Here is a 23,010-nt window from a genome sequence, read left to right as displayed (position 1 = left end):
GCACGCGGAACTCGACGGTCGCCGCCTCGCCCGGCCCCAGCGGCACGCGCTGGTAGGCGAGCAGCTGCGCCGACGGCCGCGTCGTCGTGCCCACGACGTCGTGACCGTACAGCTGCACGACGTCGGTCGCCGGGGCCTCGCCGGTGTTGCGCACCGTGATCGTCGCGGTGAGCCCGTCACCGGTGGCGGCCTGCGGCGCGACCCGCAGGTCCTCGTACGCGAACGTCGTGTAGGTCAGTCCGAACCCGAACGGCCGCACCGGGGTGGGGTCGGCACTCGTGATGTCGCTGCGTCCGCCGAGGCGCGGGTGCAGGTAGGTGAACGGCTGCGCACCGGCCGAGCGGGGGAGCGAGACGGGCAGGCGGCCCGACGGCGTGACTCGACCCGAGACGATCCCCGCGAGGGCGTCCGCGCCCTCTTCGCCCGGGAAGAAGCACTGCACGATCGCCGCCGGCGCGGCGGCGCCGTCGAGCGCCCATCCGATGGCGTACGGCCGCCCCGAGAGGACGAGCACGACGACGGGGGTGCCCGACGCGACGACCTCCTCCACCAGGCGCCGCTGGACACCCGGCAGCTCGAGGTCGTCGACGTCGTTGCCCTCGCCCACGGTGCCGCGGCCGAACAGGCCGGCGCGGTCGCCGACCACGACGATCGCCAGGTCGGACCGGGATGCCGCGGCCACGGCATCCGCGATGCCCGCCGCGTCGTCGCCCTCGACGTCGCACCCGCGCACCGATTCGATCCGCGCCGCCGGGTACTCGGCGCGCAGCGCGTCGAGGAGGGTCGGGATCTCGATGCCCGCGGGGGTGCCGGGGTGGTGGGCGAGCACGTGGTTCACGAACGAGTAGCAGCCCATGAGCGCCTCGGACGAGTCGGCGTTCGGGCCGAGGACGGCGATGCGCCCCGGCGCTACCGCGGGCAGCGTGCCGTCGTTCGAGAGCAGGACGGCGGACTCGGCGGCGAGGCGCCGCGCGAGCTCGCGGTGGCGCGGCCCGTCGAGGTCGACGCTCGCGGGAGGCTCGGCGAAGTCCGCGTCGAGCAGCCCCAGGCGCTCCTTCTGCGCGAGGACCCGCAGCACGGCGTCGTCGAGGACACTCTCGTCGAGCGCCCCCGAGCGGATCCGCTCGAGCAGCGGACCGGCGAAGGCGTCGAGCGTCGGCAGCTCGACGTCGATCCCGGCGCGCAGGGCGAGCTCCGCCGCTTCGCCGAGGTCGGCGGCGACACCGTGCGTGGAGTGGAGGAACGCGACCGAGAAGTAGTCCGCGACGACCGGCCCCTCGAACCCGAGGCGTCCGCGGAGGACCTCGCTCAGGTAGTACGGGCTCGCGCCGACGGGAGCACCGTCGATCTCGGCGTAGCTGTTCATGACCGATCGCGCGCCGCCGTCGCGGAGCGCCATCTCGAACGGCGGCAGGAAGACATCGGCGAGCTCGCGGGGTCCCGCGTGGACCGGCGCATGGTTGCGACCGGACTGCGAGCCGGAGTATCCGACGAAGTGCTTCAGCGTGGCATCCACCCCCGTCGACTGCAGACCGCGGACGTAGGCCGTCCCGATCGTCCCGACGAGGTACGGGTCCTCGCCGATGCACTCGTCGACGCGCCCCCAGCGGGGATCGCGGATGACGTCGAGGACGGGAGCGAGCCCCTGATGGATGCCGAGCTCCCGCATCGACTCGCCGATCGCGACGGCCATCTCGGCCACGAGGTCGGGGTTGAACGAGGCCCCCCACGCGAGCGGCGTCGGGTACGTCGCCGCCTGCCACGCCGCGAGGCCCGTCAGGCACTCCTCGTGGACGATCGCGGGGATACCGAGGCGCGTCTCGGTCTGCAGGCGGCGCTGCTCGCGCCACAGCCACGCGGCCCGCTCGACCGGGTCGACCGGGCGTGTGCCGTAGACCCGGGTGAGGTGGCCGAGGCCGTGGGTCGTGGCATCCGCGTACTTCGTCGTCGTGACCATCTCGTCGGCCAGGGGAGCGACGACCTCGCCGCCCTGGTCGACCCAGTAGCCGACGAGCTGCGCCGTCTTCTCCTCGAGCGTCATCTGCGCGAGCAGGTCGCGTACGCGCGCCGAAGCGCGCACCGTCGTGTCCGTCATGTCAGCCCTTCACGGCTCCGGTGAGGCCGCCGACGATGCGCCGCTCGAACAGGCTGAAGAACAGCAGTGCGGGGAGCATCGACAGCGAGGTGAACGCCAGCACGCGCGCCGTGTCGACGGAGTACTGCGACGAGAACGCCTGCACGCCCAGTGGGAGCGTGAACGACGCCTCGTTGTTGAGGATGAACAGCGGCAGCAGGTACGCGTTCCAACTGCCGATGAAGGCGAGGATGCCGACGGTGATGACACCGGGCACCGCGAGCGGCAGCACCATCCGCCAGAAGAACCCGAGTCGGCTGCAGCCGTCGATCGACGCCGCCTCCTGGATCTCGTCGGGGATCGCCCGCAGGAACGGCACCAGGATGATGATCGTCGTCGGCAGCGCGAAGGCGATCTGGGGGAGGATGATGCCCGGCAGCGAGTTCATGAGCCCGAGCGAGCGGATCACGATGTAGAGCGGCGTGATCGCGACGGTGATGGGGAACATGAGTCCCGACGCGAACAGCGCGTAGAGCGCGCCGCGGCCGCGGAAGTTGTAGCGGGCGATGACGTAGCTCGCGGCGAGGCCGAGGGCGACGGCGCCGACGGTGGTGGCGAGCGCCACCATGGTCGAGTTCCCGACCTGCCCCCAGAACTGGCCGCTCGTGATCACCCCGACGTAGTTCTCGACGTTCCACGGATCGGGGAAGCCGGCCGGGTCGACCGTGATCGCCGAGTTCGACCGGAACCCGCCCAGGATGATGTAGATCACCGGCCCGAGCATGAGGGCGATGACGACGAGGGCGACGAAGTAGACGACCGGCGAGCCCCACGGCAGCGCCTTCTTGGGTGCACGGCGCGGGCGGGTGTCGACGGGTGGAGCCGTGACGAGGGTCATGGTGGCGCTCACTGCACGCCCCTCTCTGTGATCGCCCCGGCCGTGTCGCGGCGGAGCACGAAGCGCTGGTAGAACAGCGCGACGATGAGCGAGATGACGAAGATCACGACGGCGACGGCGTTGCCGTAGCCGAAGTTCCCGGCGTTGCGACCGGTGACGACCATGTAGATCGCCATCGTGTTGGTGCCGGCGACCGACGAGACGTACTGACCCCAGATGATGTACACGAGGTCGAACAGCTGCAGCGCCCCGATGATCGACAGGAACGCCCAGATGCGCAGGGTCGGAGCCAGCAGGGGCAGCGCGATGCGGCGCTGGATCTGCCAGTACGACGCGCCGTCGATCGCGGCGGCCTCGTAGAGCTCCTCGGGGATGCCCTGCAGGCCCGCGAGGAAGAGGATGACGGCGAAGCCGACGTACTTCCACGTGAGGATCGCCATGAGGGTCCAGATGGCGATCGCCGGGTCGGCGAGCCAGTCCTGCGCGAGTCCGCCGAGGCCGAGCTTCTCGAGCATCCCGTTGGCGGCGCCGCCCGTCGACAGCAGCAGGCTGAACCCGGTGCCGACGACCACCTCGGCGATGACGTACGGCACGAAGATGAGGACGCGGATGACGGACTGCCCTCGCATCTTGCGGTTGAGCAGCAGTGCCAGCAGGATCGCGATCGGTCCCTGCAAGACGATCGACATCACGACGATGAAGGCGTTGTGCAGCAGGGCGCTCTGGAAGTTCGGGTCGCTGAAGATCGTGATGTAGTTCTTCAGCCCGACGAACTCGGTGGCCGGCCCGAACCCGGACCAGCGGAAGAAGCCGTAGTACGCGGCCATCAGGACCGGCAGGATCACGAACCCGACGAAGAAGACGACGGCGGGCCCGGCGAGCAGGAGCACCTCGAGGCGCCCCGACCAGCCGAGGCCCCGCCGGCGGCGGGACCGCGGCCGTGCCGGGGGCGACGAGTCGCCGCCCCCGGCGTGCGCCGCGAGAGCAGGGGTGTCCGAGACGGACATCTCGCGAACGGTCATGCTCAGCCCTGCGCGCCTGCGGCGTTGACGGCGGCGATGAACTTCTCGGGGTCGCTGCCTCCCGCGAGCAGGTCGACGACCGCGACGTTGAGCGCGTTGCCGACGTTCTGGCCGAGCACGGTGTCGAGCCACTGCGAGACGAACGGGGCGCTGTTGTACGCCTCGAGGATCTGCTGCAGGTACGGCTCCTCCACCGCCTCCTGCGCGACCGAGTTGACCGGCGGCGACTGGAAGGCCTCGTAGTACTTCGTCTGCTGCTCGGAGCCTGCGATGAAGTTGAGGAAGTCGGCGCACTCCTTGGGCGCCTGCGCGGCGCACGAGTAGCCGTCGACACCGCCCATCATGGAGCCCGGCTCGCCGTCGCCGCCCGAGATCTCGGGGAAGGGGAACCAGGCGAGGTCGGGGAGCGGCTTCTCGTCGGGGGTGAGGGACGCGATCACGCCCGGGTCCCACGCGCCCATGAGTTCCATCGCGGCCTTGCGGTTGGCGATGAGGCCCGCCGAGCTGCCGGCGCCCTGCTGGGCGGCAGTCGTCAGGAAGCCCTCGTTGAACGGCTGGATGGCGGCGAAGTCCGTGAGGTCCTGAGCGGCGCGCGTCCAGCACTCGTCGCTGAAGTCCTTGGAGTCGCCGGTCTCCTCGATCACCTGAGGGCTGCACTCGCGGAGGGCGAAGAAGTAGTACCAGTGAGCGGCGGGCCAGGCATCCTTCGCGCCGAGGGCGATCGGGGCGATCCCGGTGCCCTTCAGGTCCTCGACCGCGGCCTTCAAGTCGTCGATCGTGCTCGGGTTCTCGGCGATGCCGGCCGCGTCGAAGGCGTCCTGGCTGTAGAAGAAGCCGCCGGGGAGGACGGAGAGGGGCATGGCCCACACCTTGTCCTGGTAGGTCTCGGCGGCGAACGAACCCTCCGACACCTCGCTGCGGACGTCGTCCGAGATCAAATCGGTGAGGTCCATCAGCTGACCCGCGTTCACCATCGCGGTCATCTTGCCGCCGCCGCGCTGCAGGAAGATGTCGGGCGGGTCGCCGGCGTTGAGCGCGGTCTGGAGCTTGCCGTCCATGTCCTCGTTCTGGACGGACTGCATCGTGATCGTGACGCCCTCGTTCTCGGCCTCGAAAGCTTCGATCGCGTCCTTCCAGAACTGCTGACCGGGGCCGGTGGTCGAGTTCTGCCACAGCGTCATCTCGACGTCACCGTCGCCGCTGCCGCCGCCGCCTCCTGCCGAACATGCGCTGAGCGCGAGAGTCGCCGCGGCGAAGGCCGCGAGTCCCACTGCGAACCGTCTGGTCCTCATGTGATCACCAATCTCCTCATTGAGTGCACGCTCGGTCGTCGAGGTGCGGGTGGTCCCGGCGGTGCGTGCCGGGCTCGCTCCAGTGTCGGAATTGTTGTGGTCGGCGTCAAACGTTTTCGAAAATGTTTTCCATGGGGCTACGCTTCGAGGCATGCGCAGGCGCACCACCATCCACGATGTCGCCGCGGCGGCCGGTGTGTCGGTCGCCACGGTCTCCAAGGCGGTCAACGGGAGGTACGGGGTGGCACCGGCGACGGTGCAGCGTGTGCTCGGTGCGGTCGAGGAGCTCGGCTACGAGTCGAGCCTCGTCGCGAGCAGCATGCGCGCGCGTCGGACGGGGGTCGTCGGGGTGCTCGTGGCGGACTTCGAGCCGTTCTCGGCCGAGGTGCTGAAGGGCGTCGGGGCGGCGCTGCGCGATTCGCGGCTGGACCTGCTCGCCTACAGCGGGTCGCGTCAGGTGTCGAGTCAGGGCTGGGAGCGGCGATCGCTCAGCCGGCTGAGCGGCACGCTCGTCGACGGCGTGATCATGGTGACGCCGACCGTCGTCAACGTGACCGCCGAAGTGCCCGTGGTGGCGATCGATCCCCACACGGGACCTGCGGACCTCCCCACCGTCGAATCCGACAGCTTCGCCGGCGCCCGTCACGCGGTCGCCTACCTGATCTCGCTCGGGCATCGACGCATCGGGTTCGTCGCGGGCCGCCCGGACCTGCGGTCGTCGATGCTGCGCGAGGGCGGGTACCGCCGCGCGCTGGAGGACGCCCGCATCCCGTTCGATCCGTCCCTGGTCGGCGTCGGAGAGTACGTGGAGGACATCTCGCGTGAAGCCGCGACCCGGCTCCTGCGTCGCCCGGACCGGCCGACCGCGGTGTTCGCCGCCAACGACGTGTCGGCGCTCACCGTCATCCGCGTCGCCCATGAGCACGGCCTGTCGGTGCCGGGCGACCTGTCGGTCGTCGGCTTCGACGACGTCCCCGACGCATCGCAGTCGGAGCCGGCGCTCACCACGGTGCGCCAGCCCATGCAACGCCTCGGTGCGGAAGCGGTCACGATGCTGCTCGAGCTGATGGGCGGGGCGACCCCGGCCGCGACGCACCTGCGGCTGCCGACGGCGCTCGTGCCGAGGGCGACGACGGCGCCGCCCTCACAGCACGCTCAGAGTGGTTCCCGATAGCGTCGCACCATGTCCACTCCGCTCGACGAGCAGCAGATCACGGTGTCGGCGTCCTCTCTCCGGGCGATGCGCGACGAGTTCCAGCGGTTCCTCATGGAGTACCGGTTCGGGCTGCAGGAGATCGAGACGAAGATCTCGATCCTCCGCGAGGAGTTCCACGAGATGCACGACTACAACCCGATCGAGCACGTCTCGAGCCGGGTGAAGTCGCCCGACAGCATCGTCGAGAAGATCCAGCGCCGCGGCATCGAGCCCGACTTCGACTCGGTGCGCGCGCACATCACCGACATCGCCGGCATCCGCATCACCTGCAGCTTCGTCAGCGACGTGTACCGGCTGTTCGACCTGCTCACGGCGCAGGACGACATCACGGTGCGCGAGGTCGAGGACTACATCGCGACACCCAAGGGCAACGGGTACAAGAGCCTGCACACGATCCTCGAGGTGCCCGTCTACCTCTCGACGGGGCGGGTCGACGTGCCGGTCGAGGTGCAGTTCCGCACGATCGCGATGGACTTCTGGGCGAGCCTCGAGCACAAGATCTACTACAAGTACGAGCGGCAGGTGCCCGAGCACCTGCTGGGCCAGCTGAAGGACGCCGCCGACGCCGCCGCCGAACTCGACGCGCGCATGGCGCGGCTGCATCAGCAGATCCGCGGCGGCGCCGCGGTCGCGCCGACCCGCCTCGTCTGACGACGGTGACGGATGCCTCGATGACCACGGTCGGTCTGCTCGACGCGGCGCGCGCCCGGCTCGCCGGCTCCCCGCGAGAGCGACTGGGGGACTGGGCGGCGAACCGCCGCATCCTCGGGATCGGTCGCGCGCCCCGCATCCTCCCGGTCACCGAGGCGTGGCACGTCGGGGTCCTGCTGATCGGCGACGACCGGGTGTTCGCCACGGGAGAGGTCCTGCGCGCCCGGCACGACGCCGTCCGCGGGTACACGGCCGAAGCGCAGCGGGCACGCTCCGAGCGAGCCGCGGCGGCCTTCCGCGGCGGGTTCGCCGAGGGTGAGGTGCTGCACCTCGGCTGGACCGAGATGGACGCCGCAGCCGTCGACCGCGGCGAGAGCTCCGGCATCCTGTCCCTCGTGGACGGCGTGCCGCACGTCGCGTGGAGCACGACGGGGCCGCCGCGGCCCCTCGCGGCGTACCTCGACGACATGCTGTCGCTGCGCTGACCTGTCAAGGGCCGGAGGGTGGACACCTCGCCTCGGTACTGTGGCCTTCCACCTAACACGGGAGTGCGCATGCAGGTTTGGCCCGGTTCCGCTTACCCCCTGGGAGCGACCTTCGACGGCAATGGGACGAACTTCGCTCTGTTCAGCGAGGGCGCCGAGAAAGTCGAGCTCTGCCTGTTCGACGAGAGCGGTCAGGAGACCCGCGTCGAGCTCATCGACGTGGACGCGTTCGTCTGGCATGCCTACCTGCCGTCGGTGCAGCCGGGGCAGCGGTACGGCTACCGCGTGTACGGCCCGTACGACCCCGCCAACGGATGCCGCTTCAACCCGAACAAGCTCCTCCTCGACCCCTACGCCAAGGCCGTCGACGGCCAGGTCGAGTGGGGGCAGTCGGTGTTCAGCTACACGTTCGGCGACCCCGACTCGACCAACGACGAGGACTCGGCCGCAGCCAACATGAAGGGCGTCGTCGTCAACCCGTTCTTCGACTGGCAGGGTGACCGGCAGCCGAAGACCCCGTACGCCGAGACCGTCATCTACGAGGCGCACGTCAAGGGCCTCACGATGACGCACCCCGACATCCCCGAGGACATTCGCGGCACGTACAGCGCGATCGCGCACCCCGTCGTCATCGAGCACCTCAAGAAGATCGGCGTCACGGCGCTCGAGCTCATGCCGGTGCACCAGTTCGTCAACGATTCGACGCTGCAGGAGAAGGGCCTCTCGAACTACTGGGGCTACAACACGATCGCCTTCTTCGCCCCGCAGAACACGTACTCGGCGGGCGGCGGCGTCGGCCAGCAGGTGCAGGAATTCAAGGCGATGGTGCGGGCGCTGCACGCCGCGGGCATCGAGGTCATCCTCGACGTGGTCTACAACCACACCGCCGAGGGCAACCACATGGGCCCGACGCTGTCGATGCGCGGTATCGACAACATGGCGTACTACCGGCTCGAAGACGACGACAAGCGGTACTACACCGACTACACCGGCACGGGCAACAGCCTCAACGTCGGCAACCCGCATGCCCTGCAGCTGATCATGGACTCGCTGCGCTACTGGGTGCTCGAAATGCACGTCGACGGCTTCCGTTTCGACCTCGCCTCGACCCTCGCCCGCGAGTTCTACGACGTCGACCGCCTCTCGACCTTCTTCGAGCTCGTACAGCAGGACCCGGTGGTCAGCCAGGTCAAGCTGATCGCCGAGCCGTGGGACATCGGTCCCGGCGGCTACCAGGTCGGCAACTTCCCGCCGCAGTGGACGGAGTGGAACGGCAAGTACCGCGACACCGTCCGCGATTTCTGGCGCGGCGAACCGTCCACGCTCGGCGAGTTCGCGCTGCGCCTGACGGGGTCGGCCGACCTGTACGAGCAAAACGGGCGGTGGCCGGTGGCATCCATCAACTTCGTTACGGCGCACGACGGTTTCACCCTGCGCGACCTCGTCTCGTACAACGAGAAGCACAACGAGGCCAACGGCGAGGACAACAACGACGGTGAGTCGCACAACCGGTCGTACAACCACGGCGTCGAAGGCCCCACCGACGACCCCGACATCCTGCGAGTGCGGGCGCGTCAGCAGCGGAACTTCCTCGCGACGCTGCTGCTGAGCCAGGGCGTGCCGATGATCTCGCACGGCGATGAGCTCGGCCGCACGCAGAACGGCAACAACAACGGGTACGCGCAGGACAACGAGCTGACGTGGATCGACTGGACCTCGATCGACCAGCCGCTCATCGAGTTCACCTCGGTGCTCGCTCGGTTGCGGCGCGACCACCCGACGTTCCGGCGTCGGCGGTTCTTCGACGGCCGGCCGGTGCGGCGCGAGGAGGGGGCGCCGCTCCCGGACATCGCGTGGATCCGCCCCGACGGCTCCGAGATGCAGCCCGAGGACTGGGATTCCGGGTTCGGGCGCGCGGTCGGCGTGTTCCTCAACGGCGACGGCATCCGCGAACGCAACCGTCGCGGTGAGGAGATCCACGACCGGCACTTCTTCGTGTTCTTCAACGCGAGCGACGAGGACATCGACTTCACGGTGCCGACCGCGTCGGCGAGCCCCCGCTGGGAGGTGATCGTCGACACCGCCGGCGGTGCGGCAGACGCCCCCCTCGTCGACCCGGGCGGCACCGTCTCGGTCGGCGGTCGTGCGCTCGTCGTCTTGCGCGACCACGTCGAGGAGACCGTCGAGCCGGATCCGTCCGTCGCGGCTTCGCTCGCCGCCCTGACGGGCGCGATCGACACGATCCCCGCTGAGGCGCCGCAGATCGAGCTGCCCCGCTGATGACCGGGCGACGGAGCACTCCCCGGTCGACGTACCGGCTGCAGATCCGCAAGGGTTTCGACCTGGATGCCGCGGCCGAGCTCACCGACTACCTGCGCGACCTCGGCGTCGACTGGGCCTACCTGTCGCCGATCCTGCAGGCGACGAGCGGCTCGGACCACGGCTACGACGTGACCGATCCGACCGTGGTCGACCCCGAGCGGGGCGGCGCGGAGGGTCTGCAGCGGTTTGCCGACGCGGCTCGCGCGGCGGGCCTCGGCATCCTCATCGACATCGTGCCGAACCATCAGGGCGTGTCCGCTCCGCGGGAGAACCCGTGGTGGTGGGACGTGCTGCGGCGCGGTCAGGACTCGCCGCACGCGGCCGCGTTCGACGTCAACTGGGCGCTCGGCGGGCGGTTGCGGCTGCCGGTGCTGGGCCGTGAGCTCGAGCAGGCGATCGACGACGGCGAGATCGAGGTCGACGCCGCAGCGGGAGTCGTGCGGTACTTCGACCACGAGTTCCCGCTGGCCGACGGCACCGGCGAGGGCGACGTGCGCGACGTGCTCGCCCGGCAGCACTACGAACTGCTGTTCTGGCGGCGCGGCGACGCGGAGCTCAACTACCGGCGTTTTTTCGCCGTGACGACGCTCGCGGGTGTGCGCGTCGAGGACCCGGCGGTCTTCGACGCCTCGCACGTCGAGATCGTGCGGTGGATCCGCGAGGGCCTCGCCGACGGCCTGCGGGTCGACCACCCCGACGGCCTGGCCGACCCGGGCGGATACCTCGACCTGTTGGCGGATGCCACGGGCGGCGCGTACGTGCTCGTCGAGAAGATCCTCGAGCACGGCGAGGAGCTGCCCGCATGGTGGGCGACCGACGGCACGACCGGGTACGACGCGATGGCGGTCCTCGACCGTGTGCTGATCGACCCGGCCGGCGAGCAGGCGCTGACGGCGCTCGACGCCCGGCTGCGGGGCGGCCAGGACGCCGTCTACGCCGACATGATGCACGAGGCGAAGCTCGCCTGGGCGACCGACGGGCTGCACGCCGAGGTGCTGCGGCTCGCGGCCCTCGTGCCCGCCGCCGAGCGCGGCGGAGCGTCGGACGAGCAGTGGCTCGACGCGCTCGCCGAGCTGCTCGCAGCCTTCCCGGTGTACCGCGCGTACCTGCCGGCGGGAACCGAGGAGGTCGACGCGGCGGTCGCGCTGGCGTCGCGTCGGCGCCCCGAGCTCGCCGCCGCCTTCGAGGCGATCGCGGCCCGGCTCGTCGCGGAGCCCGAGGCGGAGTTCACGCGACGGTTCATGCAGACGACCGGCCCCGTCATGGCGAAGGGCGTCGAGGACACGACCTTCTACCGGTTCACCCGGCTGGGCACGCTCACCGAGGTGGGCGGCGACCCGACCGAGTGGGCGGTGGATGCCGACGGGTTCCACGCGGCATCCGCTCACCGTCAGGCGGCGTGGCCCGCGGCGATGACGTCGCTCTCGACGCACGACACGAAGCGCAGCGAGGACGTGCGCGCGCGGCTGTCGGTGCTGGCCGAGATGCCGGAGCGGTGGGCCGAGGTGCTCGGCGCGCTGCGCGAGGTCTCGTCCACGGGCGACGGACCGTTCGACAACCTTCTGTGGCAGGCGATCGTGGGGGCGTGGCCCGCGTCGCGCGAGCGGCTGCACGCGTACGCCGAGAAGGCGTCGCGCGAAGCCGGGAACAGCACGACCTGGTCGGAGCCCGACGAGGCGTTCGAAGAGAAGATGCACCACCTCGTCGACGCCGCCTTCGGCGACGCGCGGGCGATCGTCGAAGGGTTCGTCGACGAGATCGCGCCGCTCGGCCGGTCGAACTCGCTGTCGCTGAAGCTGCTGCAGCTGGCGGGGCCGGGTGTGCCCGACGTGTATCAGGGCGCCGAGCTCTGGGACCACTCGCTCGTCGACCCCGACAACCGCCGCGAGGTCGACTTCGCGGAGCGTCGCCGGCTGCTCGCGCGCCTCGACGAGGGGTGGATGCCGCCCGTCGACGGCTCGGGCGCGGCGAAGCTGCTCGTGGTGTCGCGCGCGCTGCGGCTCAAGCGCGACCGCCCGGAGCTGTTCGCGCGGTACATGCCGATGACGGCGGCCGGGGAGGCGGCGGACCACGTGGTCGCGTTCGACCGCGGTGGGGTCGTCGCCGTGGCGACGCGCCTGCCCGCCGGTCTCGCCGCGCGCGGCGGCTGGGGCGACACCGAGCTGCTGACGCGCTCCGGTGCGATGGTCGACGTGCTGACCGGCCGTCGTGTCGAGGGTGGGCGCGTGCGCCTGGCCGATCTGCTGGACACCTATCCCGTCGCGCTGCTGGCGCCGGCGGATGTCATCGAGGGGGACGCATCGTGATCGAGGTCTGGGCTCCGCGGGTCGAGCGGGTTCGGCTGCGCCGTCCGGGGAGGGACGACGTGGCGATGGTGGCGGCCGGCGACGGCTGGTGGCGTGCCGACGTCGTGCTCGCGGACGGCGACGAGTACGGCTTCGTGCTGGGCGACGGCGACGACCTGCGGCCGGATCCCCGGTCGCGGCGGCAGCCGCGCGGGGTGCACGAGGCGTCGGCGTGGTTCGACGCGGCATCCTTCTCGTGGACGGATGACGCGTGGACGGGGCGTCAGCTCGCTGGCGGGCTGATCTACGAGCTGCACCTGGGGACGTTCACACCCGAGGGAACGCTGGATGCCGCGATCGCCCGATTCGACCATCTGATCGACATCGGTGTGACGCACATCGAGCTGCTGCCGGTGAACGCCTTCAACGGCACCCACAACTGGGGCTACGACGGCGTGCTGTGGTACGCCGTGCAGGAGACCTACGGCGGCCCGGCCGCGTATCAGCGGTTCGTGGATGCCGCGCACGCCGCGGGGCTCGCGGTGATCCAGGACGTCGTCTACAACCACCTGGGTCCGAGCGGCAACTACCTGCCGGAGTACGGGCCGTATCTGCGGGACGGGTCGCGGAACACCTGGGGCGACAGTCTGAACCTGGACGAGGCGGCCGTGCGGTCGTTCATCGTGGAGAACGCGCTGATGTGGATGCGGGACTTCCACGTCGACGGTCTGCGTCTGGACGCGGTGCACGCGCTGCACGAGTCGGGCGCGCAGCCGGTGCACATCCTGCAGGAGATCGCGGAGCGGACCGATGCGCTGAGCGCTCACGTCGGACGGCCGTTGACGCTGATCGCCGAGAGCGACATGAACGATCCGGTGATGTTCCTGCCGCGCGAGGCCGGCGGGTACGGCCTGACGGCGCAGTGGTCGGACGACTGGCATCACGCTGTGCACGTGGCTCTGACGGGGGAGACGGTGGGGTACTACGAGGACTTCGCCGATCCGGAGGCGCTGCCGAAGGTGTGGACGAAGGGCTTCTTCCACGACGGGACCTACTCGTCGTTCCGGGAGCGCGATCATGGCAAGCCGGTGCCCGACGAGTCGGCGTCGTGGCGGCTGGTGACGTACGCGCAGGACCACGACCAGATCGGCAACCGCGCGGCGGGCGACCGGTTGACGGCGACGCTGTCGACGGACCGGCTGGCGGTGGCCGCGGTGCTGACGCTGACCGCTCCCGGCACGCCGATGCTGTTCATGGGCGAGGAGTGGGGCGCGTCGACGCCGTGGCAGTTCTTCACGTCGCACCCCGAGCCCGAGCTCGCCGAGGCGACCGCGAAGGGACGCATCGAGGAGTTCGTGAAGATGGGCTGGGACGAGAGCATCGTGCCGCATCCGAACGAGCCGGCGACGTTCGAGCGGTCGAAGCTGGACTGGTCGGAGGTCGAGGTCGGCGATCACGCGCGGCTGCTGGATCTGTACCGGCGGCTGGCCGAGCTGCGGCGTTCGCGCCCTGAGCTGACGCATCCGGGTCCCGGTGGGCGGGATGCCGAGGTGCTGCCGACGGCGTCGGGCAACCGGTACATGCTCCGCCGCGGTGGTGCCCGCGTGGTCGTGAACCTGTCGAGCGAGCCCTGGGACGTGCCGGGCGGTGACGTCTGGATCGCGTCGACCGACCCCGGTCGCGACGGCGATCGACTCGTCGTCGCGCCGGACTCTGCGGTCGTCATCGGGGAGTAGGTCGCGGCGGCGCCGGCGCTGGGACTGGCGTTGGGACTGACGTTGGCGTTGGCGTTGGCGTTGGCGTTGGCGGGGTGCCTGGTTCCCGCAGGCAGCGGAACACCCGGGGTGTGTATGCGTCGGTCTTGTCCCGGGCGGAGCTCGCCGCGGTGCAGATGTCTCGGATGCGCAGAGCGTCCCTGATTCCGCGTGCGGGTGAGACGGTGTGCGGTGTTCCTCAGAAGGGTGCGGGTTCCGCTGGTGCGGTCGGTGGTGGTGGTGCGGCAGGGGTGAAGGCGACGGCCGGTGTCGGTGCGTCTTCTCTGTAGATCCTGCCGAGGGGTGAGGTCCATTCCAGGACGCCACCCTTGCGTTGTCGCACTCTCCAGGCGGTGAATTGCTTCATGGAGTGATGCCTCTGGCACAGGTGGGCGAGGTTCGAGAGTTCGGTTCTGCCGCCGAGGGCGTGATCGTGGGTGTGGTCGACTTCGCAGCGGATCGCTGCGACGCGGCATCCGGGGAACCGGCAGTGCTGATCGCGGGCTTGCAGAAACCGGCGCATTCCGGACGGGACGCGGTACGAGTCGGTCGCGACGGTGACGCCGGTGGTCGGGTCGTGGAACAGGCGTTCCCATATCCCGGTGCCGCCGGCGAGGGTGCGGGCGGTCGCGGGGTCGATGGGGGATCGGCCGGTGAGGTCACAGGGCCCGTCATCTTGACCGGTGAGTGTCGCGGCGGGGACGAGCACTTGTACGCGTGCGCGGATCGCGCCCAGCGGTCCGGCGGCGGTGTCGCGGGTGTCGTCGAGTGCAGGCGTTCCGGCGAGGAGCAGGTCGGCGAACACGTCGGCCCGGACCTGATCGATCGAACGCTGATCTGTCGCAACGATCGCGGCGGCATCCTCGCTGTCGCCGTGGCCATCGCCGACGTCTACGCCCGTCGCGGCGCCTCCGAACGCGACACCCGCCCCGCCGTGCGCAGCGGCCCGTTCGTCGCGGGTGTCGATGACTGCTCGCGCTTGCTGCGTGAGCCGGTCGTGGATACCCTCGGCGATCACCGTCGGGAGGGTCGCGACCACATCGCTCATCCCATCCCGCCCCGGGACGATCCGCACGCACCTGCCAGCGACGGCTTCCTCGTGCCGTTCCGCGAACGAGCGAGGATGCATCCGGTGCGCGAGGATCTCGAGCTCTCCCCGCACCCGGTTCGGAGTGTCCCGTTCGCACCGGCTGATCGCCACCTGTTCGAACTCCGGCCACATCTCCGCCGGCAGACTCGTCCCGGTCTCGACGATCGTGATCGCGTGCCCGCGGATAATCCGCCCCTGCTCCCACGCCTCGACCGTTGCGGGGAAGCCCTCGACCAACGTCCGCGCCTCACCGATCCGGCGTTGCACGGTCCGATCGGTGACCCGCATCACCCCGCCGACCTCCGCCGAGATCGACCGCAGCACCATGTCATGCACTTGCACCCGGGCGTTCCGCTGCGCGGTCTGCGCCTCCGCGAGCCGGCCGGCGGCGGCCAGCATCCGCAGCTCCCGGACCTGCGCCCTCGCAAGCTCGACGGCCACATCACCCGCATCCGCGACGATGCCCGCCAGGGCGGCGAGATAGTCCTCGCCACCGGGGGTTTCCGCCGCATCCGTCATACCTGCACTCTGCCACTGGCCACCGACATCCACCCCGTCGAAACCGGCCCGGATCACATGATGTGGACACCTCGAAAATGAGAGTCCTCTCATCTTCCGAGGTGCTGGATGAGCACGCGCGGATCGCACTCAGCGTCTCGCCCGGACCACGTCGCAGCGTCGGACACCGTGCCTCCCACGGCGAACCGCTCTGCGAGCCCATCGGCCGCCCGCCCGCGCCCGCACCCCACCCCGTCATCCATCTCGCCGTCCCCGGGATTCGGAGAACGTCCCCGGATTCGGATGCCAACCGCTGGTGTGGTCCGAATCCGGCGCGCACATCCGAATCCGTGACACCCGCGACGGCGCCGGGCGCCCCGGCATCCGACTGTCAAGAGCTCGCTGCGCCGCCGGGGCGCGACGTACCGTGGCGCCATGATGAGCTCCACCGCATCCCGCTCCTCCGACCTGACACGTCAGATCGTCGTCATCTCGGCGGTGACGTTCATGATCATCGCCGCGCTGTTCGGCTCGGGCGTCTTCGGCGGCACCCCGGTGCAGGATCTGCAGAACGGCGCGCTCTCCGCGACCTCGACCGTGCTCGCGCCGGCGAGCTCCGCGTTCTCGATCTGGAGCGTCATCTACACGTTCATGATCGCGTACACGGTCTGGCAGGCGCTGCCGTCGCAGAGGGGCAGCGATCGTCAGCGTCGCGTCGGCTACCCGATCGCCCTGACGGCCGTCCTCAACGGTCTGTGGCTGCTCGCGGCCCAGTACACGACGCTCCTGCTGACCGTCGTGACGATCGTCGCGCTCCTCGTCGCGCTCGGCTGGACCATGCGTCTGCTCGTCCTGAACCCGCCGCGGACGGTGGCCGAGACGTTCTTCACGGACGTCACCGTGGGGCTCCACCTCGGATGGGTCACGCTGGCCACGGTCGCCAACACGACAGCCTGGCTCACGACCGAGGTCGCCCCCGAGTCGTGGGGTCAGGCCGCGAACGCGTGGGGCGTCGCCGTCCTCATCGTCGTCGCCCTCATCGCCGCGGCCAGCGCGATCGGCACGGGCGGCCGCCTCGCCCCGGCTCTCGCGTCGGCGTGGGGCCTGCTCTGGATCGGCGTCGGCCGCACCGTGAGCGAGCCCCAGTCGACCCCGATCGCCATCGCGGCGTTCATCGCGGCCGCCGTCGTCGTGCTCGTCCCGATCGCGCTCTGGATCCGCGGACGCCGCGGCGAACTCGCCCTCGCCCGCGCCTGACGTCCGCACGACCCGTGGGGTCGGTGTCGCCTCACGCGGCTCGCGTGTGCACACCAGCACCACGCATCGTGCAGGTGCCCGGCGACCGGGTCAGAACATGGCAGCGAAACGGCGCAACAGACGCTGCGGCTCGGCGAGGTCGGCCGACAGCACGTGCGCCGCGACGGCGTCGTACTCGTCCGCGTCGAAGTAGCCGTGGTTGCGGTAGATCGTCATCCGCTCGGTGAAAGCGACCCCGGTCGGTTCGGGGTGGAACTGCGTCGCATACAGCCGCTCGCCCAGCCGGTACGCCTGCACCGGGCAGTCGTCGTTCGTGGCGAGCAGCACGGCACCCGCGGGCAACCGCGAGGTGCCCTCCTTGTGCGCCGTCAGCGCGCTGAACTCCGGTGCCAGGTCGCCGAACAGCGGATCGCGTCGACCGTCCTCGGTGAGACGGATGCCGGTGGGCCCCGTCCCCTCCGGGTAGTCCCGCGTCACCTCGCCGCCCAACGCGCGCGAGGCGACCCCGATCCCGAAGCACGTGAACAGCGCGGTCGTCCGGCCCGCAGCGGCAGCCTGCGCGACCGCACCGAGGCCCGCCTCGATCCGCCGCTGCTCCACCGGTTTCGTATCGGCGGGGTCGGTCGTGTTGTACGGGCTCCCGCCGACCACGAATCCGCGCCACCGGGTGAACGCCTCGGCGGGCAGGTCGTCCTCGACGAGGTTCCACCGCTCGAGCCCGGTCTCGTCGACGCCCATCGCGTGCTGGAACGACGCGTACTCGCCGTCCGCGGCATCCACCTGCGGGCGCACGCAGAGGTAGACGAGCGGGGCCATCCGTCCAGTCTAAATGCCCGGTCGGAGGCCGAACGCCGTGTGTCAGCGGGACGAGTTGGCGGTGCGCCCCCGCACGATGCCCACGAACGCATCAACCAGCTCGGTCGTCCCGTCCGCCGGCCACGCCAGGGCGACAGCGGATGCCGGGGCCCCCGCGAGCGGGCGGAACGTCACGTCCTTGCGGTGATGCAGCCGTGCGAGGGACATCGGCACGACGACGATCCCGACGCCGGCGGCGACGGTCTCGATCGCCTCGCCCGTCGTCGCAGGTGCGGCGAAGCGGGGCGGCTCGGTTCCCGGCACGTCGATGCCGAGCACGTCGTCGCGCGGGACGATCCGCACCTCGCCGGCGAGGTCCTCGACGGTCAACTCGTCGGCGGCGGTCAGGTGCGAGTCCGCGGCGCACACGACGACCGTCGTCTCCTCGTACAGAGGGATGACGTGCAGCCCGTCGCGGTCGATCGGCAACCGCACGATCGCGGCGTCGACCTCGCCCCGCACGAACGCCCCGCGCTGCTCCGCGACGAGCAGGGGGACGAGCTCGAGCGGTGTGCGCGGCATCCGCGTCTTCCAGGTGTCGATCCACTTGCCAGGTGTCGCGCCGGGCACGGCGCCCAGCCGGAACGGTCCCGCGGGAGGTGCCGCGACGGTCGCCGGCTCCGGCACGGCCTTCGCGCGCGGCTTCGCGGGCGACTTCGGCTTCGCGGCCGACTTGGCCGGCGACTTCGCCGGGCCGGGGCGGCCGCCCTTGCGCTGGGGTCCGCCGCGTGTCGCCATGCCTGTCAGCGTAGCCGCGCGGGTCTCAGCACGACCCCCACCGGCCGAGGCCCTCCGCCTCGGCGGTGCGCTGCGCGACGGCGAACCGCGTCGCGTAGCGCGTGTTCGGAGGGATGCGGAGAGTCTCCGCGTGGCCCTCGGCGACGAGCGTCTCGTTGACGAACGCCCCGTCGGACGTCCAGAGGTAGCGCAGCGCACGGTCGTACCGGTCGACCGGCTCCCGGTCGGCGGTCGCCCAGACCCGGCTCCCGTCGGGGGCGAGTTCGCGCAGCCGGGCGGTCGCGGCATCCGCTCCGCACTCCGGTTCGGGCCGGGCCTCGGGGGTGTCGATGCCGATGAGGCGCATACGCACCTCGCCGTCCGGCCCTCGCGCGACGAGGGTGTCGCCGTCGACCACCCGTTCGACCGTGTAGGCGACCGCGTCCTCGGGAACAGCCGCGTCCTCGGGAACACCGGCGGGCTCGGGCGCAGCGGACCACGCCGCCCAGAGCCCGGCGAGCACCAGCAACCCGATCACGGCCGCCAGGGCGACACGACGCGACCGGGGAGTACTCACCCGCCGAGGCTAACCCGCGGCACGGACAACGACCCGACCGGGTGAGGGTCGGGTCGTCCGATCCGGTCAGGCCGCCAGTCGCAGCCCGCGACGGTCGGTCGCGACACGCTCGCCGTCGCCGATGCTCTCGTCGTCGCCGATCAGCGACTCGTTCGCCACACGGGCGCCCGCCCCGACGAAGCAGCGCACGCCGATCTTCGCGCCCGCGCCGATCACGGCGCCCGGGCCGATGTGCGCGTGCGGCGCGATCTCGGCGTTCGGGCCGATCATGGCATCGGGTTCGATCCAGACGCCGCGTCCGATCCGCGCCCCGGCCGCGATCTGCGCTCCCGGTTCGACGTAGGCGCCCGCTTCGACGACCGCGCTCGGGTGCACCTTGGCGCCGTTCGCGATCAAGCCACGTCCGTTGGCGTGCTTGCGGTAGCGCAGCGTCTCGCCTCGGTCGTTCTCGATGTCGATGTAGTTCTTGCCCACGGGTCCTCCTTGACGGATACAACGTCCCACAAGGCATTTCATTCCCCCGACAGCACCGAAATCATGGGGTTGACCTCCGCTGGGTAACCTGATTCGGTGACCGCGCCCGCAGACCCGATCGACGCCGACGCCCCCGAGACAGGTCCGTCGCTCGTGTTCGAGCAGAAAGCCGCCCCGCATTCATGGCTCGACGACGTCGTGGGGTTGGCGACGGGCACTTTCACCGTCTCGCTCGGCCTGTTCCTGCTGCACCTCAGCACCGCGGTCACCGGCGGAACCGCCGGGCTCTCCCTGCTTCTCAACTACGCGGTCTCGTGGCCCTTCTGGGCCTTGTTCGCGGTGGTCAACCTACCCTTCGGCGTCCTCGCCGTCTGGAAGCGCGGCTGGGACTTCGCGCTCCGCACCCTGGTCTGCATCGGCGCCGTCTCGGGGTTCTCGGTGCTCATCGAGCACTTCTTCGTCGTCGAGCGCATCGACCCGATCTTCGGCACCGTCGCCGGGAACCTCCTCGCCGGCATCGGGCTGCTCATCGTCTTCCGCCACGGCGCCAGCCTCGGCGGCGTCAACGTCGTGGCGTTGATCATCCAGGATGCGACCGGCATCCGCGTCGGGTGGACCATGATGGTCTTCGATGTCCTCGTCATCCTGCTCGCCCTCCTCGTGGTCCCGTGGCCGAACGTCCTGCTCAGCGCTGCGGGCGCCGTCGTGCTGAATCTCGTGCTCGCCCTCAACCACCGGCCCGGCCGGTACATCGGTCACTGATGGTCGACATCGGAGGCGTCCGTCTGTCGGGCCGCATGATCTGCCACACGCAGGAAGAAGCGGATGCCGTGCGTCGCCACCTCGACGCGCACATCGAGCGCACGCGGGCCGAGCCCGGGTGCCTCCTGTTCGAGATCACGCCGCTCGGCGGGGGTCGCGCCTGGTCGGTCGAGGAGCTCTTCACCGACGCGCAGGCGTTCCGCGCCCACCAGCGCCGCACGGCGGAGAGCGAGTGGGGTCGCGCGACGGCGGGCATCGAACGCCGCTACCGCATCGAGGGGCTGCCGCCCGAGGAGTGAGCCTCTGTCACGGCTGGCAGACGGGGCACCAGAAGACGATCCGCTCGCTGGTCGCGCGCGCCCCGAGCTCGGACCCCTGGATGAGCGTGCCGCACCGGCGGCACGGCTTGCCGCCGCGCCCGTAGACCCAGGTCTGCTTGCCGGGGCGGTTGTCGCCCGTGAACGTCCGCCCCTGCCGGTCGCGGTTCGCGCGGATCATCCGCACCCCGGTGTCGATGAGTCCCGCCACGTCGACCTCGCGGGCGAGGGCGGTGGGACGGATCCCGCGCACGAACAGCAGCTCGTTCGCGTACTCGTTGCCGAACCCGGCCACGTTCCGCTGATCGAGCAGCGCGACGTGGATCGCGCGCTCGTCGGCGGCGACCCGGCGCACCGCCTCGGCGGCATCCCAGTCGGCGGACAGGGGATCCGGCCCCAGATGTCCGACGACGCGGCCCTCGTCGGCGGTCGGCAGGACCTCGACCATGGCGAGCTCGAAACCGACGGCATCCGCGGGTCTGGTGCCGACGATCGCCCGCGCCTGGAACGCGGGCGCGCGCCACTTCTGCCCGGCCCGGTAGACGTGCCAGCGGCCCTCCATCTTGAGGTGCGAGTGCAGGGTCTGTGTGCCGATGCGCATGAGCAGGTGCTTGCCGCGGGGGACGACCTCGCGCACGGTCTCGCCGCGCAGGTCGACGGTCGCGCTGCGCGGCACCCGCACCTCGAAACGGGTCACCTCGTGGCCGGCGAGTGCCTCGTGGAGCTTCCGCGCGGCGCGGAAGACGGTGTCGCCCTCGGGCATCCGGCCTCCCTACGCTCGCTGCGGCTCGCGAGCCCCGCGCCGCAGCGTGAGGCCCTTCGGCGATTCGACGAACCCGGCGTCGCGCAGGGCGCGGCCCGCGGCGGTCGTGTAGACGAACGCGCCGCTGACCTGCTCGATCGTGAGGGTGTCGAGCTTCCGCGCGCGGGCGGTGTCGACGAGGCTGCGGGCGGCGGCGGCGAGGACCTCCTCGTCGTCGGTGAAGGCCAGCGCGGTGCGCCCGCCGCGTTCGAGGTAGAGCACGAGGGCGCCGTCCACGAGCACGACGAGCCCGCCCGCCTTGCGCCCGGGCCGGTGGTTCACACCCTCGAGCGCGGGCCAGGTGAGCGCCGCACCGTACGGGTTCGCCGGGTCGGTCGCGGCGAGCGTCCGCGCGGTGAGCGGCGCGGGCTCGGGCACCGACGCGAACTCGCGCAACCGGTCGACGGTGGCGGACGTCGCGAACTGCGCGGCGCCCAGCTTCTCGACGAAGTAGCCGCGGCGGCAGTGCCCCGCATCCTCGAAGCCGGCGAGGATGCGGTAGACCTGCGCGAACCCGCCGGGCACCCCCTCGGACTGCACCGAGCCGCGCGTGACGACGCCGTAGCGTTCCAGCAGCAGGCCCGCCGTCGCCGTCGCCCGCAGCGTCGCGTCGGTGTCAGGCGCCGGCAGCAGCGACCACCGACCCCCCACCATCGCGGGCCGCTGCGGTGCGGGTCGTGCAGCTGCCGCGATCGGCGTGCCGCGGAACATGCGCGTGCGCGGCGTGCGTCGGGTCACGCGGTGGGCCTGTGACCCCCCGCCGAGCAGGCCGCGGACCGGGGCGAACGTGTCGTTGGTCACCCGCCCCGACCAGGTCAAGTTCCACAGCGCGTCGATGACGGACTGCTCGTTCGGGGCCTCGACCATCCCGGCGAGCTGCGACGCGAAGTAGGCGCCGCCGGCGCCGAGCGCGTCGAGGATCGACTGCTCGAACGGCGTGGGCTCGTCCTCGGGGGCGGGGAGGGTGAGGGAGGCCATGTCCGCCGGGTGCAGGGCGATCCAGCCGTCCCGACCGGGCAGTGAGCCGTGACCCGACCACAGCACCTCGCCGGTCGCGGTGAGCTCGTCGAGCAGTGCGGGGGAGTAGTCGCGGACGCGCGAGGGGAGGATGAGGGACTCCCACGCGCTCGCCGGCAGCGGCACTCCCGCCAGCTGCTCGACGACGGCGAGCACTCCGTCGACCCCCTCGAGCGGACGCGTCAGATGCTGCCAGACCGGCAGGAAGCGGCCGAGCGCGTCGGGGGCGACGGGTTCGACGCTGCCGCGGATTGCGGCGAGCGACCGCATCCGGATCCGGCGCAAGACTTCGCTGTCGCACCATTCCAGGTCGTCGGTGTGCGCGGAGTCGGCGGGCAGGAAGAATCCGCTCGCCAGGCGCCCCTGCGCCTCGAGTCGCTGCAGCGTCTGGCGCGCGACCGCGCCGCCGACCCCGAGGCGGGTCGCGACGTCGGAGGTGCGGAACGGTCCGTGCGTGCGCGCGTAGCGGGCGACGAGGTCGGCGAGCGGATCGGCGACGGGTTCGAGGAAGGCGGTCGGGATGCCGACGGGCAGCGCCGCCCCGAGGGCGTCGCGCAGGCGGCCCGCGTCCTCGATGCCCGCGACGCGTGCGACGCCGCCGAGCGTGACGCGGATCGCCCGGCGTGCCTCGACGAGCTCGTCGAG

Annotated in this window: 19 protein-coding genes and 1 pseudogene; 9 read left to right on the top strand and 11 right to left on the bottom strand. The window is 71.0% G+C overall.

Features of this window, described 5'->3' with window-relative positions; genetic code table 11:
- The 4 genes from NH287_RS11515 to NH287_RS11500 all read right to left on the bottom strand — a co-directional run.
- Window positions 1-2,095, bottom strand: a 2,095-nt coding sequence (locus NH287_RS11515; RefSeq protein WP_253035737.1) for a glycoside hydrolase family 3 N-terminal domain-containing protein, incomplete at its 3' end; no start/stop codon positions are given.
- A 1-nt stretch (window position 2,096) separates the two neighbouring features.
- Window positions 2,097-2,972 carry a carbohydrate ABC transporter permease gene (locus NH287_RS11510; protein WP_064003730.1) on the bottom strand — a complete coding sequence of 292 codons (876 nt, stop codon included), beginning with the start codon at window positions 2,970-2,972 and terminating at the stop codon, window positions 2,097-2,099.
- Between the two features lie 8 nt (window positions 2,973-2,980).
- Entirely contained in the window at window positions 2,981-3,994 is a 1,014-nt protein-coding gene (locus NH287_RS11505) for a carbohydrate ABC transporter permease (RefSeq protein ID WP_253035736.1), read from the bottom strand.
- 2 nt (window positions 3,995-3,996) lie between these two features.
- Window positions 3,997-5,286 (bottom strand): ABC transporter substrate-binding protein, encoded by a 1,290-nt coding sequence (locus NH287_RS11500; protein WP_253035735.1) that lies wholly within the window; start codon window positions 5,284-5,286, stop codon window positions 3,997-3,999.
- 151 nt (window positions 5,287-5,437) lie between these two features.
- On the opposite strand from NH287_RS11500, the gene NH287_RS11495 reads away from it, so the two are divergent.
- The 6 genes from NH287_RS11495 (at window position 5,438) to treZ (ending at window position 13,981) form a co-directional block, all read left to right on the top strand.
- The gene (locus tag NH287_RS11495; RefSeq protein ID WP_253035734.1) at window positions 5,438-6,460 is read left to right on the top strand and encodes a LacI family DNA-binding transcriptional regulator; all 1,023 of its coding nucleotides are present in this window, start codon (window positions 5,438-5,440) and stop codon (window positions 6,458-6,460) included.
- 9 nt (window positions 6,461-6,469) lie between these two features.
- Window positions 6,470-7,153: a GTP pyrophosphokinase family protein gene (locus tag NH287_RS11490; protein ID WP_217529548.1), complete on the top strand. Its 684-nt coding sequence runs from the start codon at window positions 6,470-6,472 to the stop codon at window positions 7,151-7,153.
- Between the two features lie 20 nt (window positions 7,154-7,173).
- Window positions 7,174-7,638, top strand: a complete 465-nt coding sequence (locus tag NH287_RS11485; protein ID WP_253035733.1) for a glutaminase — start codon at window positions 7,174-7,176, stop codon at window positions 7,636-7,638.
- Window positions 7,639-7,707: 69 nt separating this feature from the next.
- A complete protein-coding gene (gene glgX, locus NH287_RS11480; RefSeq protein WP_253035732.1) occupies window positions 7,708-9,918 on the top strand; it encodes a glycogen debranching protein GlgX in 2,211 nt (736 codons plus the stop codon).
- Entirely contained in the window at window positions 9,918-12,266 is a 2,349-nt protein-coding gene (treY, locus tag NH287_RS11475) for a malto-oligosyltrehalose synthase (protein ID WP_253035731.1), read from the top strand. Before glgX ends, treY begins: the two co-directional genes overlap by 1 nt.
- Window positions 12,263-13,981, top strand: coding sequence for a malto-oligosyltrehalose trehalohydrolase (treZ, locus tag NH287_RS11470; protein ID WP_253035730.1), 1,719 nt, complete (start codon window positions 12,263-12,265; stop codon window positions 13,979-13,981). The genes treY and treZ overlap by 4 nt, the downstream gene beginning before the upstream one ends.
- A 217-nt stretch (window positions 13,982-14,198) precedes the next feature.
- Here treZ and NH287_RS11465 read toward each other — a convergent pair whose 3' ends face one another.
- Window positions 14,199-15,608 (bottom strand): HNH endonuclease signature motif containing protein, encoded by a 1,410-nt coding sequence (locus NH287_RS11465; protein ID WP_253035729.1) that lies wholly within the window; start codon window positions 15,606-15,608, stop codon window positions 14,199-14,201.
- 417 nt (window positions 15,609-16,025) lie between these two features.
- Between NH287_RS11465 and NH287_RS11460 the strand changes: the two genes are divergently transcribed.
- Window positions 16,026-16,844: a tryptophan-rich sensory protein gene (locus NH287_RS11460; RefSeq protein WP_374209385.1), complete on the top strand. Its 819-nt coding sequence runs from the start codon at window positions 16,026-16,028 to the stop codon at window positions 16,842-16,844.
- Between the two features lie 90 nt (window positions 16,845-16,934).
- On the opposite strand, the gene NH287_RS11455 is transcribed toward NH287_RS11460, so the two are convergent.
- The 4 genes from NH287_RS11455 to NH287_RS11440 form a co-directional block, all read right to left on the bottom strand.
- A complete protein-coding gene (locus tag NH287_RS11455) occupies window positions 16,935-17,660 on the bottom strand; it encodes a GMP synthase (protein ID WP_253035727.1) in 726 nt (241 codons plus the stop codon).
- 42 nt (window positions 17,661-17,702) lie between these two features.
- Complete coding sequence (locus NH287_RS11450; protein WP_253035726.1) at window positions 17,703-18,437, bottom strand: LysR substrate-binding domain-containing protein; 735 nt, start codon at window positions 18,435-18,437, stop codon at window positions 17,703-17,705.
- A 25-nt stretch (window positions 18,438-18,462) separates the two neighbouring features.
- Complete coding sequence (locus NH287_RS11445) at window positions 18,463-18,993, bottom strand: thermonuclease family protein (protein ID WP_253035725.1); 531 nt, start codon at window positions 18,991-18,993, stop codon at window positions 18,463-18,465.
- A gap of 66 nt (window positions 18,994-19,059) precedes the next feature.
- Complete coding sequence (locus NH287_RS11440; RefSeq protein ID WP_064003742.1) at window positions 19,060-19,467, bottom strand: transferase; 408 nt, start codon at window positions 19,465-19,467, stop codon at window positions 19,060-19,062.
- 96 nt (window positions 19,468-19,563) lie between these two features.
- Between NH287_RS11440 and NH287_RS11435 the strand changes: the two genes are divergently transcribed.
- Together NH287_RS11435 and NH287_RS11430 are read left to right on the top strand one after the other, a co-directional pair.
- The gene (locus NH287_RS11435) at window positions 19,564-20,229 is read left to right on the top strand and encodes a YitT family protein (RefSeq protein ID WP_253035724.1); all 666 of its coding nucleotides are present in this window, start codon (window positions 19,564-19,566) and stop codon (window positions 20,227-20,229) included.
- The gene (locus tag NH287_RS11430) at window positions 20,229-20,528 is read left to right on the top strand and encodes a putative quinol monooxygenase (RefSeq protein ID WP_290440563.1); all 300 of its coding nucleotides are present in this window, start codon (window positions 20,229-20,231) and stop codon (window positions 20,526-20,528) included. Before NH287_RS11435 ends, NH287_RS11430 begins: the two co-directional genes overlap by 1 nt.
- 7 nt (window positions 20,529-20,535) lie before the next feature.
- Here NH287_RS11430 and NH287_RS11425 read toward each other — a convergent pair whose 3' ends face one another.
- Together NH287_RS11425 and NH287_RS11420 are read right to left on the bottom strand one after the other, a co-directional pair.
- Window positions 20,536-21,309 carry a DNA-formamidopyrimidine glycosylase family protein gene (locus NH287_RS11425; protein WP_253035723.1) on the bottom strand — a complete coding sequence of 258 codons (774 nt, stop codon included), beginning with the start codon at window positions 21,307-21,309 and terminating at the stop codon, window positions 20,536-20,538.
- Window positions 21,310-21,318: 9 nt separating this feature from the next.
- Window positions 21,319-23,010, bottom strand: a pseudogene (locus tag NH287_RS11420) (ATP-dependent helicase); the annotation flags it as partial.

The organism is Microbacterium sp. CnD16-F (assembly GCF_024124465.1).
Lineage (GTDB): Bacteria > Actinomycetota > Actinomycetes > Actinomycetales > Microbacteriaceae > Microbacterium > Microbacterium gawkjiense.
Note: the sequence above shows the minus strand (reverse complement) of the source record. Positions and strands in the feature narration are given on the sequence as shown.